This window comes from Bradyrhizobium sp. CCGUVB1N3 (genome assembly GCF_024199925.1).
In the GTDB taxonomy this organism is placed as follows: Bacteria; Pseudomonadota; Alphaproteobacteria; order Rhizobiales; family Xanthobacteraceae; genus Bradyrhizobium.
This window is the reverse complement of the sequence record NZ_JANADR010000003.1, coordinates 168,906-187,584: the sequence shown is the minus strand read 5'-3', so window position 1 is coordinate 187,584 and position 18,679 is coordinate 168,906. Positions and strand designations below refer to the sequence as shown.

Genomic DNA, 18,679 nt, shown 5'->3' with positions numbered 1-18,679 from the left:
GCGGCCGGTTCGGGTTCGAACGGATTTTGCAGCGGTTTGCGCCGGCTGGCGCGGCGGGCCGAAGGTCAGGGCGCTCGACACCACCGTCAACGCATTCTTGGAAAAGTGGATGCCCCGCGGCTCAAATGTTATGAGACCTAGGACATGTTGCTGGCGAGGAAAGCGGCCTTTTCAAGCAAAGTGAGTCCTCGTTCGATCAGGCAGTTGAGACCTCGATCTCGGGCAGCGACTGCTTCCACGATTAATCTCGCGCTAAGACATAGACGCGGAGCAGCCACGGCCGTTCCCTCCAACTCGCCACAGAGAACCGGCTGCCCCAATTCGCAGCGCGAAGCCAATGTCTTGGACTTCTCCGGCAAGCCCTCTGCCGTGACCAGGGGTTCCCTCATCTGCATGTAGACTTTGTTGACCTCTTTGGCAGGCAGCGGCTTTCGTCCTGCTCCCTGATCGCTTCGAAACAAAAGGAAAGGAAAGATCGTCGGCATCCGATCCCACGGCTCTCCGGCCACCGAGGGAAAGCGATGCAAGCCCGGTTGTTCTAGCAGATCAAAATGACAGGCCTCGCCGAGCCAGGAGCCAATCGCATCGCGAAAAGATTGGACGACCTTTCCAACATCCTGGTCTGGAATAGCGCAGAAGGCGCGCAATTCCGCGAGGGCAGCCTCCCAGCGCAAAAGCAGTCCAAAGTTACTGACATGGTCAAGTGAGCGGACGCCAGGCCAATGTTGTGGCCATTCCGCGCGTGCGCTAGTCTCACTGAGCGAGAAATTCACGGGGTGCTTCATCAAGCGGCACGCAGCCGCCGCTGGAATTAGTAACATCCCGGAAAATGCGGGACCGCCCACAAACTTGGACCCAGTGATGACCACAAGACAATCCGCGGTGAGATAGCTCTGTAACGTGCTTGCCGCCAAACGGAACTGAGCTGCATCGACAAGAATTTCGATGGCATCAGGCCAGCGACGCTTTAGATCTAGCACCCGAGTGGGACTCGGAGCCAACACTCCAGTTTTCGAAAGGTCGGTCAGCACGACTAGAATACGATCGTACCGCGTCACAGCCCTTGATACCATCGCTTCGAGTTCATCATCAATGGTCGCAATCGATCGGAGCCTGCAGTCTTTGGTGCGAATCGCGATCATTTCAACATCAATGGAGTTGCGGAGGTTACCTGTTGCACCCGAAGCATCCTGGGCTGCGTACTGAGGATGCATAGCTCCAGTCAAAGCGTCCGCGACACCGCTCCCGGTCTCCGATGATTGAACCATAATTGCCAACATCTTTGCGGCAGGGCTTCCGGCCACTAGTTTCGCGGCGAGCATGTGAGCGTCCGTCGCAGACCGACACACAATGGCCTCAACTCTGGAAACTTGTCTTAGGCCGTAGAGATCAAGGAATTCGTTGCGTATCCTGGAGATCTCCGCCAAATAGATTTCTGCTGCGTTATCGCCATGCAAGGTCGCCAACAGCCTGCTTCGGATCTGCTCAGCCGCAAAATATCCAGCTTCAGAGATCGTGGACGCCGTCGCAGAACCAAATGCAAGCAGGCCGCTGTCGGGGCTAGGTTGGCACCCGTATTTATTGGTCACTCCCCTCGGGTCAAGTTGAATCCGCTCATCGCCCCCCTCAGTCAACAATTCGTTAGTTGGCGGAAGATAAGAGCCAGCGTGGAAGAGCCGCGTCATGATTCCATATCCGAACGTTTATTGTTGCAGAGGTAGGTTGTTGGCGAGCTATTTAAGGCCGTGGACAAGGATCGTGCCAGAACTCGGCGATTTTCCGGAACACTCATCATCGTCATGTGATTGCCTGGAATGGGTACGACATGAATGGCTTCAGCATTCAAAACTTGGTCCCAGCCCCGCATGGGCGAACTTGCCTCTCGATCCATTGAGCTCTCGGCTTGTCGGGCCCGACGACTGAGGAGAGGCTCAGTGGCATAAAACTGATGTACTTTGACTGACAGAGCTGGCATTTGATACAACTGCAACGCCCGTTGGAATTGGGCAATTTTTTCGTACATGAGATAGTCACTATGGAAATCGCGACTTAGAGGCATCGCTCCAACTTGTTGCGCTTTTTCGAGCAATTGGGCGATTGAACCTTCTCCAGCAAAGCCCTCCAGGACTTTAAAGCGCTCATCATCCAATGACTCCAAAGGGTCCAACACCATCTCCAGTACTATTTGAGCTTGCGACATGCTCAATGGGTTTGCAGGTAGCGTAACATCGATGAAAGCCATGAATGAGACGGTTTCATCGATGCTTAGCAAGCGCTGGGCAATTGCGTAAGCCAAGATGGCTCCCGAGGAATACCCGGCGAAACGATACGGGCCTTTCGGCTGAATCTCTTTAATCACCGAGATTACTTGCGCGGCTATCGCTTCAAGAGTTGGTGGATACAGTTCGTCGAAAGACGACCATGGCAGAGCATAAACAGGACAGTCTATGTCCATTTCTTGCGCCAAGCTAAGGACATATGAATAATCTCCCAGACCTGTCGGAACAAAGAAAAGTGGGGGTTGCGATCCCATCACACGAACGGATAGCACTCCGGCTGGGTGACGGTGCGGGTCTAACTCTACTCTCGCCGCAAGTTCCTTCAGACTAGGAGTCTGGAAGAGATCCGCGGCGCTAAACTGCAGACCAAGATCTCGCGCTCGGCTCAACAACCGCACGGCCAGGAGCGAGTGGCCGCCCAGCTCGAAGAAGTTGTCGTGCCGGCCGACCCGCTCCAGCCCCAGAAGCTCCGCCCAGATCTGCGCCAGCGCCGTCTCAATCTCGCCCCGCGGCGCCTCATAGGTGCGACGCGCATACGCATCATCCTCCGGAGCCGGCAGCGCCTTGCGGTCCAGCTTGCCGTTCACCGTCAGCGGCAGCACCGCAAGCCGCACGAACGCGGACGGCACCATGTACTCCGGCAGCCGCGCACCGAGATGCGTGCGCAACGTGCCGGCAAGCTCGGCCGCCTCAGCTTCGCCGGCATCCTCGTCAGCCGTCACCACATAGGCGACCAGGCGCTTCTCGCCAGAGCGATCCTCGCGCGCCACCACCGCCGCCTCGCGCACCGATGCGTGCTCAACAAGCCGCGCCGCAATCTCGCCCGGCTCGATCCGGAAGCCGCGGATCTTCACCTGGTCGTCGCTGCGGCCCAAAAACTCCAGATTGCCGTCCGGCAGATACCGCGCAAGGTCGCCGGTCCGGTACAGCCGGTCGCCTTCCACAAAGGGACTGGCGATGAACCGCTCCGCCGTCAGCGCGGGACGGTTCAGGTAGCCGCGCGCGACCCCCGCTCCGCCAATGTAGAGTTCGCCCACCGCCCCGAACGGAACAGGCGCTCCATGACCATCCAGCAGATACACCTGCGTGTTCGCGATCGGCCGGCCGATCGTCTCGACGACAGCGTCCCCCCTTGGCATGCAGATCCAGGTTGAGTACGTCGTCGTCTCGGAAGGAGCATACAGATTACAAATCTTCTGGACGTGGCTGCTCTCGAATATCTTCTCGATCAGACCAGCCTTCAGCGGCTCACCTGCCAAATTAACCACGCTTGTCGAAGCCGGTACTGCTTTTTTGTCGACCAGAGAGGCGATCGCCGAGGGCACTGTGTTGATCATGGAGACATCCAAAGGCCTCTCCGCCAGCGCCAGTGCATTCTCGACAAGGTAGAGCGTGCTTCCTTGCGAAAGCGGAACGAAGCATTCATAGACAGACAGATCAAAACTGATCGAGGTGGAGAACAGCATGCGGCTGATCTCTGAGGGGGCGAACACTCCGCCGCTCCAATGCAGCAGGTTCACGGCGCTCTTATGCTCGACCATGACGCCCTTTGGCATGCCGGTTGAGCCGGAGGTGTAGATCACATAGGCGAGGTGGCGCGATGTGAGGCCGAGTGCGCGCGGGTCCGGATCGGAGGCCGGCAGGTTTGCCCACACCGGCATTGCCGTGTCGAGGGCCACCACGTTCACATCGGCCAGCGCCGCGGCGCCCAGCGCGGATCGTCCCGCCGCATCGGCCAGCAGCAGAGGCGGCGCCGCATCGTTTAGAACCTGCTTGAGCCGCGCCGACGGATAGGTCGGGTCCAGCGGCAGATACGCACCACCCGCCTTGAGGATTGCCAAAAGCCCCACCACCATCGCCACGCTGCGCTGCAGGCAGATCGCAACCGGCTGGTCCGGCTTCACCCCGCGCGCGATCAGGTGATGCGCCAGGCGGTTGGCCCGCGCATTGAGCTCGCCATAGCTTACGCGCTCGTCCTCATGGACCACCGCCACCGCATCCGGCGTCTTGGCGACCTGCGCTTCGAACAGCTCGTGGATGCACCGCTCCGACGGATACGCCGCCGCCGTCCGGTTCAGCTCCTCCAGCAAATAGCTGCGTTCGTCGGCCGGCAGGATGTCCAGCTCCCGCACCGGCATGTTCGGCGTCCGCTCCAGCGCCTCAGCCAGCTGCGCAAGCGCGCGCTGCATGTAGCCGCAGACCCGGTCCGGACATACCGGCTCCGCCGCGTCCGCCGTCAGCCCCAGCGCTTCGCCAAAATCCTCCACCGACAACGTCAGCGGATAATTGGTGCGTTCCTCCCCGCTCAACCATTCCATGCCCGAGAGCACATCATCCGGTTCGGAGATCGCCGCCGGCGTATTGTGGCGGTAGTTCAACAGCGCGCTGAACAGCGGTGCCGGTGTCGCAACGCGGCTGCAGCGCTGTGCCAGCGCCAGCGAGGCATGTTCGTGTGCCAATAGTTCAGCCAGCCGGCGATGCGTGGTCCGAACGCTCGCCTCGACCCCGGTCCCGTCCAAGTCCAACCGCAGCGGCAGGGTGTTCATGAACAGGCCCATCGCGCGGTCGGCGCCGGCGCCGCCCTGCATGCGGCCGAACAGCACCGTGCCGAACACCACCTGCTCGCGCCCGCTGCTGCGCGCCACCACCTGGCCCCACGCCAGATGGCACAGGCTCGCCAGGCTCACGCCCAGCCGCCGCGCCTGCGCCCGCAACCGATCGTTGAGCTCTTGCGGCAGCATCCGGCGCGCCTCGCCGACCCCACTGCCGTCGCCGCGCACCTCGCTCAAGCCGAACGGCGTGGTCGGCGCGTCGATGTCGGCGAGCCACGAGCGGAAGAACTCTTCATGCGCCTTTGCATCAACGCCCAGGCGCGTCTGCGCCACCAGGTTGCGGAACGGCTGCGGTGCTCTCAGCTCATGCTCGCGTCCGTCAAGCGCGGCCTGCACCTCGGCATGCATCACTTCCGAGGTCGTGTGATCCCCGATCAAATGATGCTGCAGCTGAAGCAGCAGCCAGCGCCCGCTGCTGGGCTCGCGCGCGATCACAAACCGCAACAAGGGCGCCAGCCCTAGATCGATGCGGTGCTGGCGCGGATCAAACCGGCGCCTGAGCTGCTCGGGGCCAGGACCAGCGGACGCATCCAGCTCAACCTCGGTCACCTCCAGCGGCGCGTTCCGCCACACCACCTGGGCCGGGCCCGACAGGCCCTCCCAGACAAACGACGTGCGCAGAATGTCGTGCCGGTCCACAACCCGCTGAACTGCGGCCAGATAGCGCTCCAGCAAGCCACGGTGGGCAAAGGCCATCTGCGAGACCAACAGGTACGGATCGCCGCGGCTCGCCAACAGATGATGGAACAGGATGCCGTCCTGCAGCGGCGACAAGGCATAAATATCCTGGACGTTACTGAGACCACCGGGCACCGTGGCGACGATCCGGTCGATCTCGCCCTGCGCCAGCTCAATCAGCGGCAGCATCTGCGGCGTGATCGCCGTGCTTCTCTCCGTGATCAGGTTGGCCGGGACTGTCACCTCATGATGACTGCCAAGGCTCACCGCCAGATCCGCCAGCACCGGCTTGGCAAACAAGGTCCGCACCTCGATCCCAAGCGACAGCCGTCGCAGACGCTCCATCAGCTGCACGGCCAGGAGCGAGTGGCCGCCCAGCTCGAAGAAGTTGTCGTGCCGGCCGACCCGCTCCAGCCCCAGAAGCTCCGCCCAGATCTGCGCCAGCGCCGTCTCAATCTCGCCCCGCGGCGCCTCATAGGTGCGACGCGCATACGCATCATCCTCCGGAGCCGGCAGCGCCTTGCGGTCCAGCTTGCCGTTCACCGTCAGCGGCAGCACCGCAAGCCGCACGAACGCGGACGGCACCATGTACTCCGGCAGCCGCGCACCGAGATGCGTGCGCAACGTGCCGGCAAGCTCGGCCGCCTCAGCTTCGCCGGCATCCTCGTCAGCCGTCACCACATAGGCGACCAGGCGCTTCTCGCCAGAGCGATCCTCGCGCGCCACCACCGCCGCCTCGCGCACCGATGCGTGCTCAACAAGCCGCGCCGCAATCTCGCCCGGCTCGATCCGGAAGCCGCGGATCTTCACCTGGTCGTCGCTGCGGCCCAAAAACTCCAGATTGCCGTCCGGCAGATACCGCGCAAGGTCGCCGGTCCGGTACAGCCGGTCGCCTTCCACAAAGGGACTGGCGATGAACCGCTCCGCCGTCAGCGCGGGACGGTTCAGGTAGCCGCGCGCGACCCCCGCTCCGCCGACATAGATCTCACCAACTGCTCCCAGCGGCACCGGCTGTAGTCGCTCGTCCAACAAATACGCTACCGAATTCCGAATGGGTCGGCCGAGCGGCACCCGCTTCTGGTTATCGAAATCAGCTGGCACAAGATAGCAGAGACTGAAAGTGGTGTTCTCTGTCGGGCCGTAGCCATTTGAAATCCTCAGCATCGGATATCGGTTCTGACATGCTCTGATCGAAACGACGGAGACCTCTTCGCCCCCGACCAGCAGATGCTGCAGCCGATTGATGCTGCACCCCTCCCCGACATAGACATCAAATAACCGTGCCGTCATCCAGGCTATAGTGACACCTTGGTCTTGGATGGTCTGGGCCAGCGTTGCGGTGGAGGGGTAACGTTCAGGATAGAGCACAACACTAGCGCCGTTCGCTAAGCCCCCCCAAACCTCGAACGTGGTCGCGTCGAATGTCGGCGAGGAGGCATTGAGAAAGACGTCCTGCGGCGAGATCTCAACGAAATCGTTTCCCGCCACCAGACGCACCATCCCCCGATGCTCGACCATGACGCCCTTTGGCATGCCGGTTGAGCCTGAGGTGTAGATCACATAGGCGAGGTGGCGTGAGCTGAGGCCGAGTGCGCGCGGGTCCGGATCGGAGGCCGGCAGGTTTGCCCACACCGGCATTGCCGTGTCGAGGGCCACCACGTTCACATCGGCCAGCGCCGCGGCGCCCAGCGCGGATCGTCCCGCCGCATCGGCCAGCAGCAGAGGCGGCGCCGCATCGTTTAGAACCTGCTTGAGCCGCGCCGACGGATAGGTCGGGTCCAGCGGCAGATACGCACCACCCGCCTTGAGGATTGCCAAAAGCCCCACCACCATCGCCACGCTGCGCTGCAGGCAGATCGCAACCGGCTGGTCCGGCTTCACCCCGCGCGCGATCAGGTGATGCGCCAGGCGGTTGGCCCGCGCATTGAGCTCGCCATAGCTTACGCGCTCGTCCTCATGGACCACCGCCACCGCATCCGGCGTCTTGGCGACCTGCGCTTCGAACAGCTCGTGGATGCACCGCTCCGACGGATACGCCGCCGCCGTCCGGTTCAGCTCCTCCAGCAAGTACGCGCGTTCGTCGGCCGGCAGGATGTCCAGCTCCCGCACCGGCATGTTCGGCGTCCGCTCCAGCGCCTCAGCCAGCTGCGCAAGCGCGCGCTGCATGTAGCCGCAGACCCGGTCCGGACATACCGGCTCCGCCGCGTCCGCCGTCAGCCCCAGCGCTTCGCCAAAATCCTCCACCGACAACGTCAGCGGATAATTGGTGCGTTCCTCCCCGCTCAACCATTCCATGCCCGAGAGCACATCATCCGGTTCGGAGATCGCCGCCGGCGTATTGTGGCGGTAGTTCAACAGCGCGCTGAACAGCGGTGCCGGTGTCGCAACGCGGCTGCAGCGCTGTGCCAGCGCCAGCGAGGCATGTTCGTGTGCCAATAGTTCAGCCAGCCGGCGATGCGTGGTCCGAACGCTCGCCTCGACCCCGGTCCCGTCCAAGTCCAACCGCAGCGGCAGGGTGTTCATGAACAGGCCCATCGCGCGGTCGGCGCCGGCGCCGCCCTGCATGCGGCCGAACAGCACCGTGCCGAACACCACCTGCTCGCGCCCGCTGCTGCGCGCCACCACCTGGCCCCACGCCAGATGGCACAGGCTCGCCAGGCTCACGCCCAGCCGCCGCGCCTGCGCCCGCAACCGATCGTTGAGCTCTTGCGGCAGCATCCGGCGCGCCTCGCCGACCCCACTGCCGTCGCCGCGCACCTCGCTCAAGCCGAACGGCGTGGTCGGCGCGTCGATGTCGGCGAGCCACGAGCGGAAGAACTCTTCATGCGCCTTTGCATCAACGCCCAGGCGCGTCTGCGCCACCAGGTTGCGGAACGGCTGCGGTGCTCTCAGCTCATGCTCGCGTCCGTCAAGCGCGGCCTGCACCTCGGCATGCATCACTTCCGAGGTCGTGTGATCCCCGATCAAATGATGCTGCAGCTGAAGCAGCAGCCAGCGCCCGCTGCTGGGCTCGCGCGCGATCACAAACCGCAACAAGGGCGCCAGCCCTAGATCGATGCGGTGCTGGCGCGGATCAAACCGGCGCCTGAGCTGCTCGGGGCCAGGACCAGCGGACGCATCCAGCTCAACCTCGGTCACCTCCAGCGGCGCGTTCCGCCACACCACCTGGGCCGGGCCCGACAGGCCCTCCCAGACAAACGACGTGCGCAGAATGTCGTGCCGGTCCACAACCCGCTGAACTGCGGCCAGATAGCGCTCCAGCAAGCCACGGTGGGCAAAGGCCATCTGCGAGACCAACAGGTACGGATCGCCGCGGCTCGCCAACAGATGATGGAACAGGATGCCGTCCTGCAGCGGCGACAAGGCATAAATATCCTGGACGTTACTGAGACCACCGGGCACCGTGGCGACGATCCGGTCGATCTCGCCCTGCGCCAGCTCAATCAGCGGCAGCATCTGCGGCGTGATCGCCGTGCTTCTCTCCGTGATCAGGTTGGCCGGGACTGTCACCTCATGATGACTGCCAAGGCTCACCGCCAGATCCGCCAGCACCGGCTTGGCAAACAAGGTCCGCACCTCGATCCCAAGCGACAGCCGTCGCAGACGCTCCATCAGCTGCACGGCCAGGAGCGAGTGGCCGCCCAGCTCGAAGAAGTTGTCGTGCCGGCCGACCCGCTCCAGCCCCAGAAGCTCCGCCCAGATCTGCGCCAGCGCCGTCTCAATCTCGCCCCGCGGCGCCTCATAGGTGCGACGCGCATACGCATCATCCTCCGGAGCCGGCAGCGCCTTGCGGTCCAGCTTGCCGTTCACCGTCAGCGGCAGCACCGCAAGCCGCACGAACGCGGACGGCACCATGTACTCCGGCAGCCGCGCACCGAGATGCGTGCGCAACGTGCCGGCAAGCTCGGCCGCCTCAGCTTCGCCGGCATCCTCGTCAGCCGTCACCACATAGGCGACCAGGCGCTTCTCGCCAGAGCGATCCTCGCGCGCCACCACCGCCGCCTCGCGCACCGATGCGTGCTCAACAAGCCGCGCCGCAATCTCGCCCGGCTCGATCCGGAAGCCGCGGATCTTCACCTGGTCGTCGCTGCGGCCCAAAAACTCCAGATTGCCGTCCGGCAGATACCGCGCAAGGTCGCCGGTCCGGTACAGCCGGTCGCCTTCCACAAAGGGACTGGCGATGAACCGCTCCGCCGTCAGCGCGGGACGGTTCAGGTAGCCGCGCGCGACCCCCGCTCCGCCAATGTAGAGTTCGCCCACCGCCCCGAACGGAACAGGCGCTCCATGACCATCCAGCAGGTACACCTGCGTGTTCGCGATCGGACGCCCAATCGGGACGTTCGTCGCGAGAGTTAATTCTGTCGCAATGTCATGGAAGATGCAGCCGACAACGGTTTCGGTTGGGCCGTATTCGTTGACCATCCTGGCGGTGGGCTGGATCCGGCGCCACAACTCCACTGTCGAATGCGACAGCGCTTCACCGCCGATGATAAACGTTCCAACTTGACTGGCGGCGGTGTCCGCCAGCATCTGTTGCCCAAGAGCATCCAGATGGTTCGGGGTGATGTTGATCAGCCCGCACTCCGAGCTGATCTTTGCTTTTAGCCCCTCAACCTCATCGCCCTCCGTTAGAAGATCTGCATAGCCGCCGTGAATGAGAGGTGCAAACAGGCTGTTTATTGTCGCATCGAATGCGACAGGCGAAGAGACCACGGAGGATGATCTGGGCGCGTAAGCATGGCAGGCCCAGCACAGGTAATTGACCATCCCCCGATGCTCGACCATGACGCCCTTGGGCGATCCTGTTGAGCCGGAGGTGTAGATCACATAGGCGAGGTGGCGCGATGTGAGGCCGAGTGCGCGCGGGTCCGGATCGGAGGCCGGCAGGTTTGCCCACACCGGCATTGCCGTGTCGAGGGCCACCACGTTCACATCGGCCAGCGCCGCGGCGCCCAGCGCGGATCGTCCCGCCGCATCGGCCAGCAGCAGAGGCGGCGCCGCATCGTTTAGAACCTGCTTGAGCCGCGCCGACGGATAGGTCGGGTCCAGCGGCAGATACGCACCACCCGCCTTGAGGATTGCCAAAAGCCCCACCACCATCGCCACGCTGCGCTGCAGGCAGATCGCAACCGGCTGGTCCGGCTTCACCCCGCGCGCGATCAGGTGATGCGCCAGGCGGTTGGCCCGCGCATTGAGCTCGCCATAGCTTACGCGCTCGTCCTCATGGACCACCGCCACCGCATCCGGCGTCTTGGCGACCTGCGCTTCGAACAGCTCGTGGATGCACCGCTCCGACGGATACGCCGCCGCCGTCCGGTTCAGCTCCTCCAGCAAGTACGCGCGTTCGTCGGCCGGCAGGATGTCGATGCGGCCGACCGGTTGCCCGGCATCGGCAACCATCGCCCGCAGCAGCGCCAGCAGATAACCACGCTGCCGCTCGATCGTCGCTTCATCGAACAGCGCCGTGGCATAATCAAACCTTCCGGTTATGACCTCATCACATTCGCCTAGACTCAGCTCCAGATCGAACTTGACCTGATCGAGCCCTTCCCCGGCAGCCTCCACGCTCAGCCCGGCAAGGTCGAACGACCTGACGGCGTTGTTCTGCCAGGCCAGCCCCACCTGGAACAATGGTGTGTGATCCAGACGACGCGGCGGCTGCACGATCTCCACCACCTGCTCAAATGGCAGGTCCTGATGCTCCTGCGCAGCCAGTGCCGTGCGCCGCGTCCGCTCCAGAAGCTGCAACACGCTCGGCTCCCCCGACAGGTCGAGGCGAAGCGCCAGGGTGTTGACGAAGAAGCCGATCAACCCTTCAATCTCGCCCCGGCCCCGATTGGCGCTCGGCACGCCAATGACGATGTCGTCCTGCCCCGACAGACGCGACAGCACCGCGGCCCATGCCGCCAGCACCGTCATGAACAACGTCGTGCCATGCTGCCGGCTCAGCCGCCTCAAGTCCCGCGTCAGATCCGCATCGATGACAACAGGAACACTGGCCCCGGCAAACGACTGCTCGGCCGGCCGCGGACGGTCCGTCGGCAACGCAAGACGCGCCGGTGCGCCCGACAGGGCATTGCGCCAATACTGCGCCTGGTTCGAGAGCCGCTCGCCCGACAGCCACTGTCGCTGCCAGGCGGCATAGTCCGGATACTGGATCGCAAGCGGCGGCAACGGATCGTCCTCTCCGGCCACAAACGCCCGGTACAGCTGACTGAGCTCACGCACCAACACGCCCAGCGACCAGCCGTCCGAGACAATATGATGCTGGGTCAGCAGAAAGACGTGCTCCTCATCCGACATCCGGATCAGCCGGCCGCGGATCAGCGGGCCACGTGCCAGATCGAACGGCGCGCGCGCCTCTTCATGGCACAGATCAGACAGCGCAGCCTCCGCATCCGGCCTACCCTGCAAATCATGCTCTATGACCGGCAGCCCCGCATCCGGCGACGAGACCTCAACCCAAGGCTCCTCCTCCGACGCGACGAAAACACTGCGCAGCGCCTCATGACGCGCCAGCAAGCGGTCAAGGCTGCGCTGCCAGGCGCTGCGGTCGAGCACACCTTCCAGCCGCCACGCCAGCGGAACGTGATAGTGCGTGCCGGTCTCATCCAGCTGCGCCAAGAACCACAGCCGCTGCTGCGCAAAGGACAGCACAAGCGGCTCTTCGCGCGACACAGCCACAATGGCCGGCAGCTCTTGTGGACCGGAGCGGCTCAACTCATCCACGATGCTCTCGGCCAGATCGGCCAGCACCGGTTTGGCAAACAGCGTCGTTAGCGGCAGGGCGAGGCCAACAGCTTGCGAGACCCGGCTCAACAACCGCACGGCCAGGAGCGAGTGGCCGCCCAGCTCGAAGAAGTTGTCGTGCCGGCCGACCCGCTCCAGCCCCAGAAGCTCCGCCCAGATCTGCGCCAGCGCCGTCTCAATCTCGCCCCGCGGCGCCTCATAGGTGCGACGCGCATACGCATCATCCTCCGGAGCCGGCAGCGCCTTGCGGTCCAGCTTGCCGTTCACCGTCAGCGGCAGCACCGCAAGCCGCACGAACGCGGACGGCACCATGTACTCCGGCAGCCGCGCACCGAGATGCGTGCGCAACGTGCCGGCAAGCTCGGCCGCCTCAGCTTCGCCGGCATCCTCGTCAGCCGTCACCACATAGGCGACCAGGCGCTTCTCGCCAGAGCGATCCTCGCGCGCCACCACCGCCGCCTCGCGCACCGATGCGTGCTCAACAAGCCGCGCCGCAATCTCGCCCGGCTCGATCCGGAAGCCGCGGATCTTCACCTGGTCGTCGCTGCGGCCCAAAAACTCCAGATTGCCGTCCGGCAGATACCGCGCAAGGTCGCCGGTCCGGTACAGCCGGTCGCCTTCCACAAAGGGACTGGCGATGAACCGCTCCGCCGTCAGCGCGGGACGGTTCAGGTAGCCGCGCGCGACCCCCGCTCCGCCAATGTAGAGTTCGCCCACCGCCCCGAACGGAACAGGCGCTCCATGACCATCCAGCAGATACACCTGCGTGTTCGCGATCGGCCGGCCGATCGTCTCGACGACAGCGTCCCCCCTTGGCATGCAGATCCAGGTTGAGTACGTCGTCGTCTCGGAAGGAGCATACAGATTACAAATCTTCTGGACGTGGCTGCTCTCGAATATCTTCTCGATCAGACCAGCCTTCAGCGGCTCACCTGCCAAATTAACCACGCTTGTCGAAGCCGGTACTGCTTTTTTGTCGACCAGAGAGGCGATCGCCGAGGGCACTGTGTTGATCATGGAGACATCCAAAGGCCTCTCCGCCAGCGCCAGTGCATTCTCGACAAGGTAGAGCGTGCTTCCTTGCGAAAGCGGAACGAAGCATTCATAGACAGACAGATCAAAACTGATCGAGGTGGAGAACAGCATGCGGCTGATCTCTGAGGGGGCGAACACTCCGCCGCTCCAATGCAGCAGGTTCACGGCGCTCTTATGCTCGACCATGACGCCCTTTGGCATGCCGGTTGAGCCGGAGGTGTAGATCACATAGGCGAGGTGGCGCGATGTGAGGCCGAGTGCGCGCGGGTCCGGATCGGAGGCCGGCAGGTTTGCCCACACCGGCATTGCCGTGTCGAGGGCCACCACGTTCACATCGGCCAGCGCCGCGGCGCCCAGCGCGGATCGTCCCGCCGCATCGGCCAGCAGCAGAGGCGGCGCCGCATCGTTTAGAACCTGCTTGAGCCGCGCCGACGGATAGGTCGGGTCCAGCGGCAGATACGCACCACCCGCCTTGAGGATTGCCAAAAGCCCCACCACCATCGCCACGCTGCGCTGCAGGCAGATCGCAACCGGCTGGTCCGGCTTCACCCCGCGCGCGATCAGGTGATGCGCCAGGCGGTTGGCCCGCGCATTGAGCTCGCCATAGCTTACGCGCTCGTCCTCATGGACCACCGCCACCGCATCCGGCGTCTTGGCGACCTGCGCTTCGAACAGCTCGTGGATGCACCGCTCCGACGGATACGCCGCCGCCGTCCGGTTCAGCTCCTCCAGCAAATAGCTGCGTTCGTCGGCCGGCAGGATGTCGATGCGGCCGACCGGTTGCCCGGCATCGGCAACCATCGCCCGCAGCAGCGCCAGCAGATAACCACGCTGCCGCTCGATCGTCGCTTCATCGAACAGCGCCGTCGCATAGCCCAGCGTTCCGGCGATGACCTCGCCGCGCTCGCTTAAGTTCAGCTCCAGATCGAACTTGACCTGATCATATCCATCCCCCGCAGCCTCCACGTTCAGCCCGGCAAGGTCGAACGACCTGACGGCGTTGTTCTGCCAGGCCAGCCCCACCTGGAACAATGGTGTGTGATCCAGACGACGCGGCGGCTGCACGATCTCCACCACCTGCTCAAATGGCAGGTCCTGATGCTCCTGCGCAGCCAGTGCCGTGCGCCGCGTCCGCTCCAGAAGCTGCAACACGCTCGGCTCCCCCGACAGGTCGAGGCGAAGCGCCAGGGTGTTGACGAAGAAGCCGATCAACCCTTCAATCTCGCCCCGGCCCCGATTGGCGCTCGGCACGCCAATGACGATGTCGTCCTGCCCCGACAGACGCGACAGCACCGCGGCCCATGCCGCCAGCACCGTCATGAACAACGTCGTGCCATGCTGCCGGCTCAGCCGCCTCAAGTCCCGCGTCAGATCCGCATCGATGACAACAGGAACACTGGCCCCGGCAAACGACTGCTCGGCCGGCCGCGGACGGTCCGTCGGCAACGCAAGACGCGCCGGTGCGCCCGACAGGGCATTGCGCCAATACTGCGCCTGGTTCGAGAGCCGCTCGCCCGACAGCCACTGTCGCTGCCAGGCGGCATAGTCCGGATACTGGATCGCAAGCGGCGGCAACGGATCGTCCTCTCCGGCCACAAACGCCCGGTACAGCTGACTGAGCTCACGCACCAACACGCCCAGCGACCAGCCGTCCGAGACAATATGATGCTGGGTCAGCAGAAAGACGTGCTCCTCATCCGACATCCGGATCAGCCGGCCGCGGATCAGCGGGCCACGTGCCAGATCGAACGGCGCGCGCGCCTCTTCATGGCACAGATCAGACAGCGCAGCCTCCGCATCCGGCCTACCCTGCAAATCATGCTCTATGACCGGCAGCCCCGCATCCGGCGACGAGACCTCAACCCAAGGCTCCTCCTCCGACGCGACGAAAACACTGCGCAGCGCCTCATGACGCGCCAGCAAGCGGTCAAGGCTGCGCTGCCAGGCGCTGCGGTCGAGCACACCTTCCAGCCGCCACGCCAGCGGAACGTGATAGTGCGTGCCGGTCTCATCCAGCTGCGCCAAGAACCACAGCCGCTGCTGCGCAAAGGACAGCACAAGCGGCTCTTCGCGCGACACAGCCACAATGGCCGGCAGCTCTTGTGGACCGGAGCGGCTCAACTCATCCACGATGCTCTCGGCCAGATCGGCCAGCACCGGTTTGGCAAACAGCGTCGTTAGCGGCAGGGCGAGGCCAACAGCTTGCGAGACCCGGCTCAACAACCGCACGGCCAGGAGCGAGTGGCCGCCCAGCTCGAAGAAGTTGTCGTGCCGGCCGACCCGCTCCAGCCCCAGAAGCTCCGCCCAGATCTGCGCCAGCGCCGTCTCAATCTCGCCCCGCGGCGCCTCATAGGTGCGACGCGCATACGCATCATCCTCCGGAGCCGGCAGCGCCTTGCGGTCCAGCTTGCCGTTCACCGTCAGCGGCAGCACCGCAAGCCGCACGAACGCGGACGGCACCATGTACTCCGGCAGCCGCGCACCGAGATGCGTGCGCAACGTGCCGGCAAGCTCGGCCGCCTCAGCTTCGCCGGCATCCTCGTCAGCCGTCACCACATAGGCGACCAGGCGCTTCTCGCCAGAGCGATCCTCGCGCGCCACCACCGCCGCCTCGCGCACCGATGCGTGCTCAACAAGCCGCGCCGCAATCTCGCCCGGCTCGATCCGGAAGCCGCGGATCTTCACCTGGTCGTCGCTGCGGCCCAAAAACTCCAGATTGCCGTCCGGCAGATACCGCGCAAGGTCGCCGGTCCGGTACAGCCGGTCGCCTTCCACAAAGGGACTGGCGATGAACCGCTCCGCCGTCAGCGCGGGACGGTTCAGGTAGCCGCGCGCGACCCCCGCTCCGCCAATGTAGAGTTCGCCCACCGCCCCGAACGGAACAGGCGCTCCATGACCATCCAGCAGATACACCTGCGTGTTCGCGATCGGCCGGCCGATCGTCTCGACGACAGCGTCCCCCCTTGGCATGCAGATCCAGGTTGAGTACGTCGTCGTCTCGGAAGGAGCATACAGATTACAAATCTTCTGGACGTGGCTGCTCTCGAATATCTTCTCGATCAGACCAGCCTTCAGCGGCTCACCTGCCAAATTAACCACGCTTGTCGAAGCCGGTACTGCTTTTTTGTCGACCAGAGAGGCGATCGCCGAGGGCACTGTGTTGATCATGGAGACATCCAAAGGCCTCTCCGCCAGCGCCAGTGCATTCTCGACAAGGTAGAGCGTGCTTCCTTGCGAAAGCGGAACGAAGCATTCATAGACAGACAGATCAAAACTGATCGAGGTGGAGAACAGCATGCGGCTGATCTCTGAGGGGGCGAACACTCCGCCGCTCCAATGCAGCAGGTTCACGGCGCTCTTATGCTCGACCATGACGCCCTTTGGCATGCCGGTTGAGCCGGAGGTGTAGATCACATAGGCGAGGTGGCGCGATGTGAGGCCGAGTGCGCGCGGGTCCGGATCGGAGGCCGGCAGGTTTGCCCACACCGGCATTGCCGTGTCGAGGGCCACCACGTTCACATCGGCCAGCGCCGCGGCGCCCAGCGCGGATCGTCCCGCCGCATCGGCCAGCAGCAGAGGCGGCGCCGCATCGTTTAGAACCTGCTTGAGCCGCGCCGACGGATAGGTCGGGTCCAGCGGCAGATACGCACCACCCGCCTTGAGGATTGCCAAAAGCCCCACCACCATCGCCACGCTGCGCTGCAGGCAGATCGCAACCGGCTGGTCCGGCTTCACCCCGCGCGCGATCAGGTGATGCGCCAGGCGGTTGGCCCGCGCATTGAGCTCGCCATAGCTTACGCGCTCGTCCTCATGGACCACCGCCACCGCATCCGGCGTCTTGGCGACCTGCGCTTCGAACAGCTCGTGGATGCACCGCTCCGACGGATACGCCGCCGCCGTCCGGTTCAGCTCCTCCAGCAAGTACGCGCGTTCGTCGGCCGGCAGGATGTCGATGCGGCCGACCGGTTGCCCGGCATCGGCAACCATCGCCCGCAGCAGCGCCAGCAGATAACCACGCTGCCGCTCGATCGTCGCTTCATCGAACAGCGCCGTGGCATAATCAAACCTTCCGGTTATGACCTCATCACATTCGCCTAGACTCAGCTCCAGATCGAACTTGACCTGATCGAGCCCTTCCCCGGCAGCCTCCACGCTCAGCCCGGCAAGGTCGAACGACCTGACGGCGTTGTTCTGCCAGGCCAACATCACCTGGAACAACGGCGTGTGATCGAGATGCCGGGGCGGCTTGACGATCTCGACGACCTGCTCGAACGGCAGGTCCTGATGCTCCTGCGCAGCCAGTGCCGTGCGCCGCGTCCGTTCCAGAAGCTGCAACACGCTCGGCTCGCCCGACAGGTCCAGCCGAAGCGCCAGGGTGTTGACGAAGAAGCCGATCAACTCTTCGATCTCGCCCCGGCCCCGATTGGCGCTCGGCACGCCAATGACGATGTCGTCCTGCCCCGACAGACGCGACAGCACCGCGGCCCATGCCGCCAGCACCGTCATGAACAACGTCGTGCCATGCTGCCGGCTCAGCCGCCTCAAGTCCCGCGTCAGATCCGCATCGATGACAACAGGAACACTGGCCCCGGCAAACGACTGCTCGGCCGGCCGCGGACGGTCCGTCGGCAACGCAAGACGCGCCGGTGCGCCCGACAGGGCATTGCGCCAATACTGCGCCTGGTTCGAGAGCCGCTCGCCCGACAGCCACTGTCGCTGCCAGGCGGCATAGTCCGGATACTGGATCGCAAGCGGCGGCAACGGATCGTCCTCTCCGGCCACAAACGCCCGGTACAGCTGACTGAGCTCACGCACCAACACGCCCAGCGACCAGCCGTCCGAGACAATATGATGCTGCGTCAGCAGGAAGACGTGCTCCTCATCCGACATCCGGATCAGCCGGCCGCGGATCAGTGGGCCACGTGCCAGATCGAACGGCGCGCGCGCCTCTTCATGGCACAGATCAGACAGCGCAGCCTCCGCATCTACCCTGTCGCGCAGATCGTGCTGCAGCACCGGAAGCGGCATATCCGGCGGCAAAACCTCAACCCTGGGCCTGCCCTCGTCGGCGACAAAAATACTGCGCAGCGCCTCATGACGCGCCAGCAAACAGTCAAGGCTGCGCTGCCAGGCGCTGCGGTCGAGCACACCTTCCAGCCGCCACGCCAGCGGAACGTGATAGTGCGTGCCGGTCTCATCCAGCTGCGCCAAGAACCACAGCCGCTGCTGCGCAAAGGACAGTGCAAGTGGCTCTTCGCGCCCAACCTTTGGTATCAACGTAGCTGTTCGGCTCTCGCTCCCGTCTCCCTTTTTAGCGAGCAAAAG

At 64.1% G+C, this 18,679-nt stretch carries 1 protein-coding gene and 1 pseudogene; both read right to left on the bottom strand.

All coding sequences use genetic code 11. The annotated features are described in order from the left end of the window. Window positions 1-137 precede the first annotated feature (137 nt). Window positions 138-1,685, bottom strand: coding sequence for a hypothetical protein (locus tag NLM33_RS49085; RefSeq protein ID WP_254106695.1), 1,548 nt, complete (start codon window positions 1,683-1,685; stop codon window positions 138-140). Continuing rightward, a pseudogene (locus NLM33_RS49080) lies at window positions 1,682-18,640 on the bottom strand (non-ribosomal peptide synthase/polyketide synthase); the annotation flags it as partial. The pseudogene NLM33_RS49080 and the gene NLM33_RS49085, both read right to left, overlap by 4 nt. Window positions 18,641-18,679: the final 39 nt, after the last annotated feature.

Excerpts from the sequence above, each read along its gene's own strand:
- NLM33_RS49085 (WP_254106695.1), bottom strand. The coding sequence starts at position 1,685 with ATGACGCGGCTCTTCCACGCTGGCTCTTATCTTCCGCCAACTAACGAA.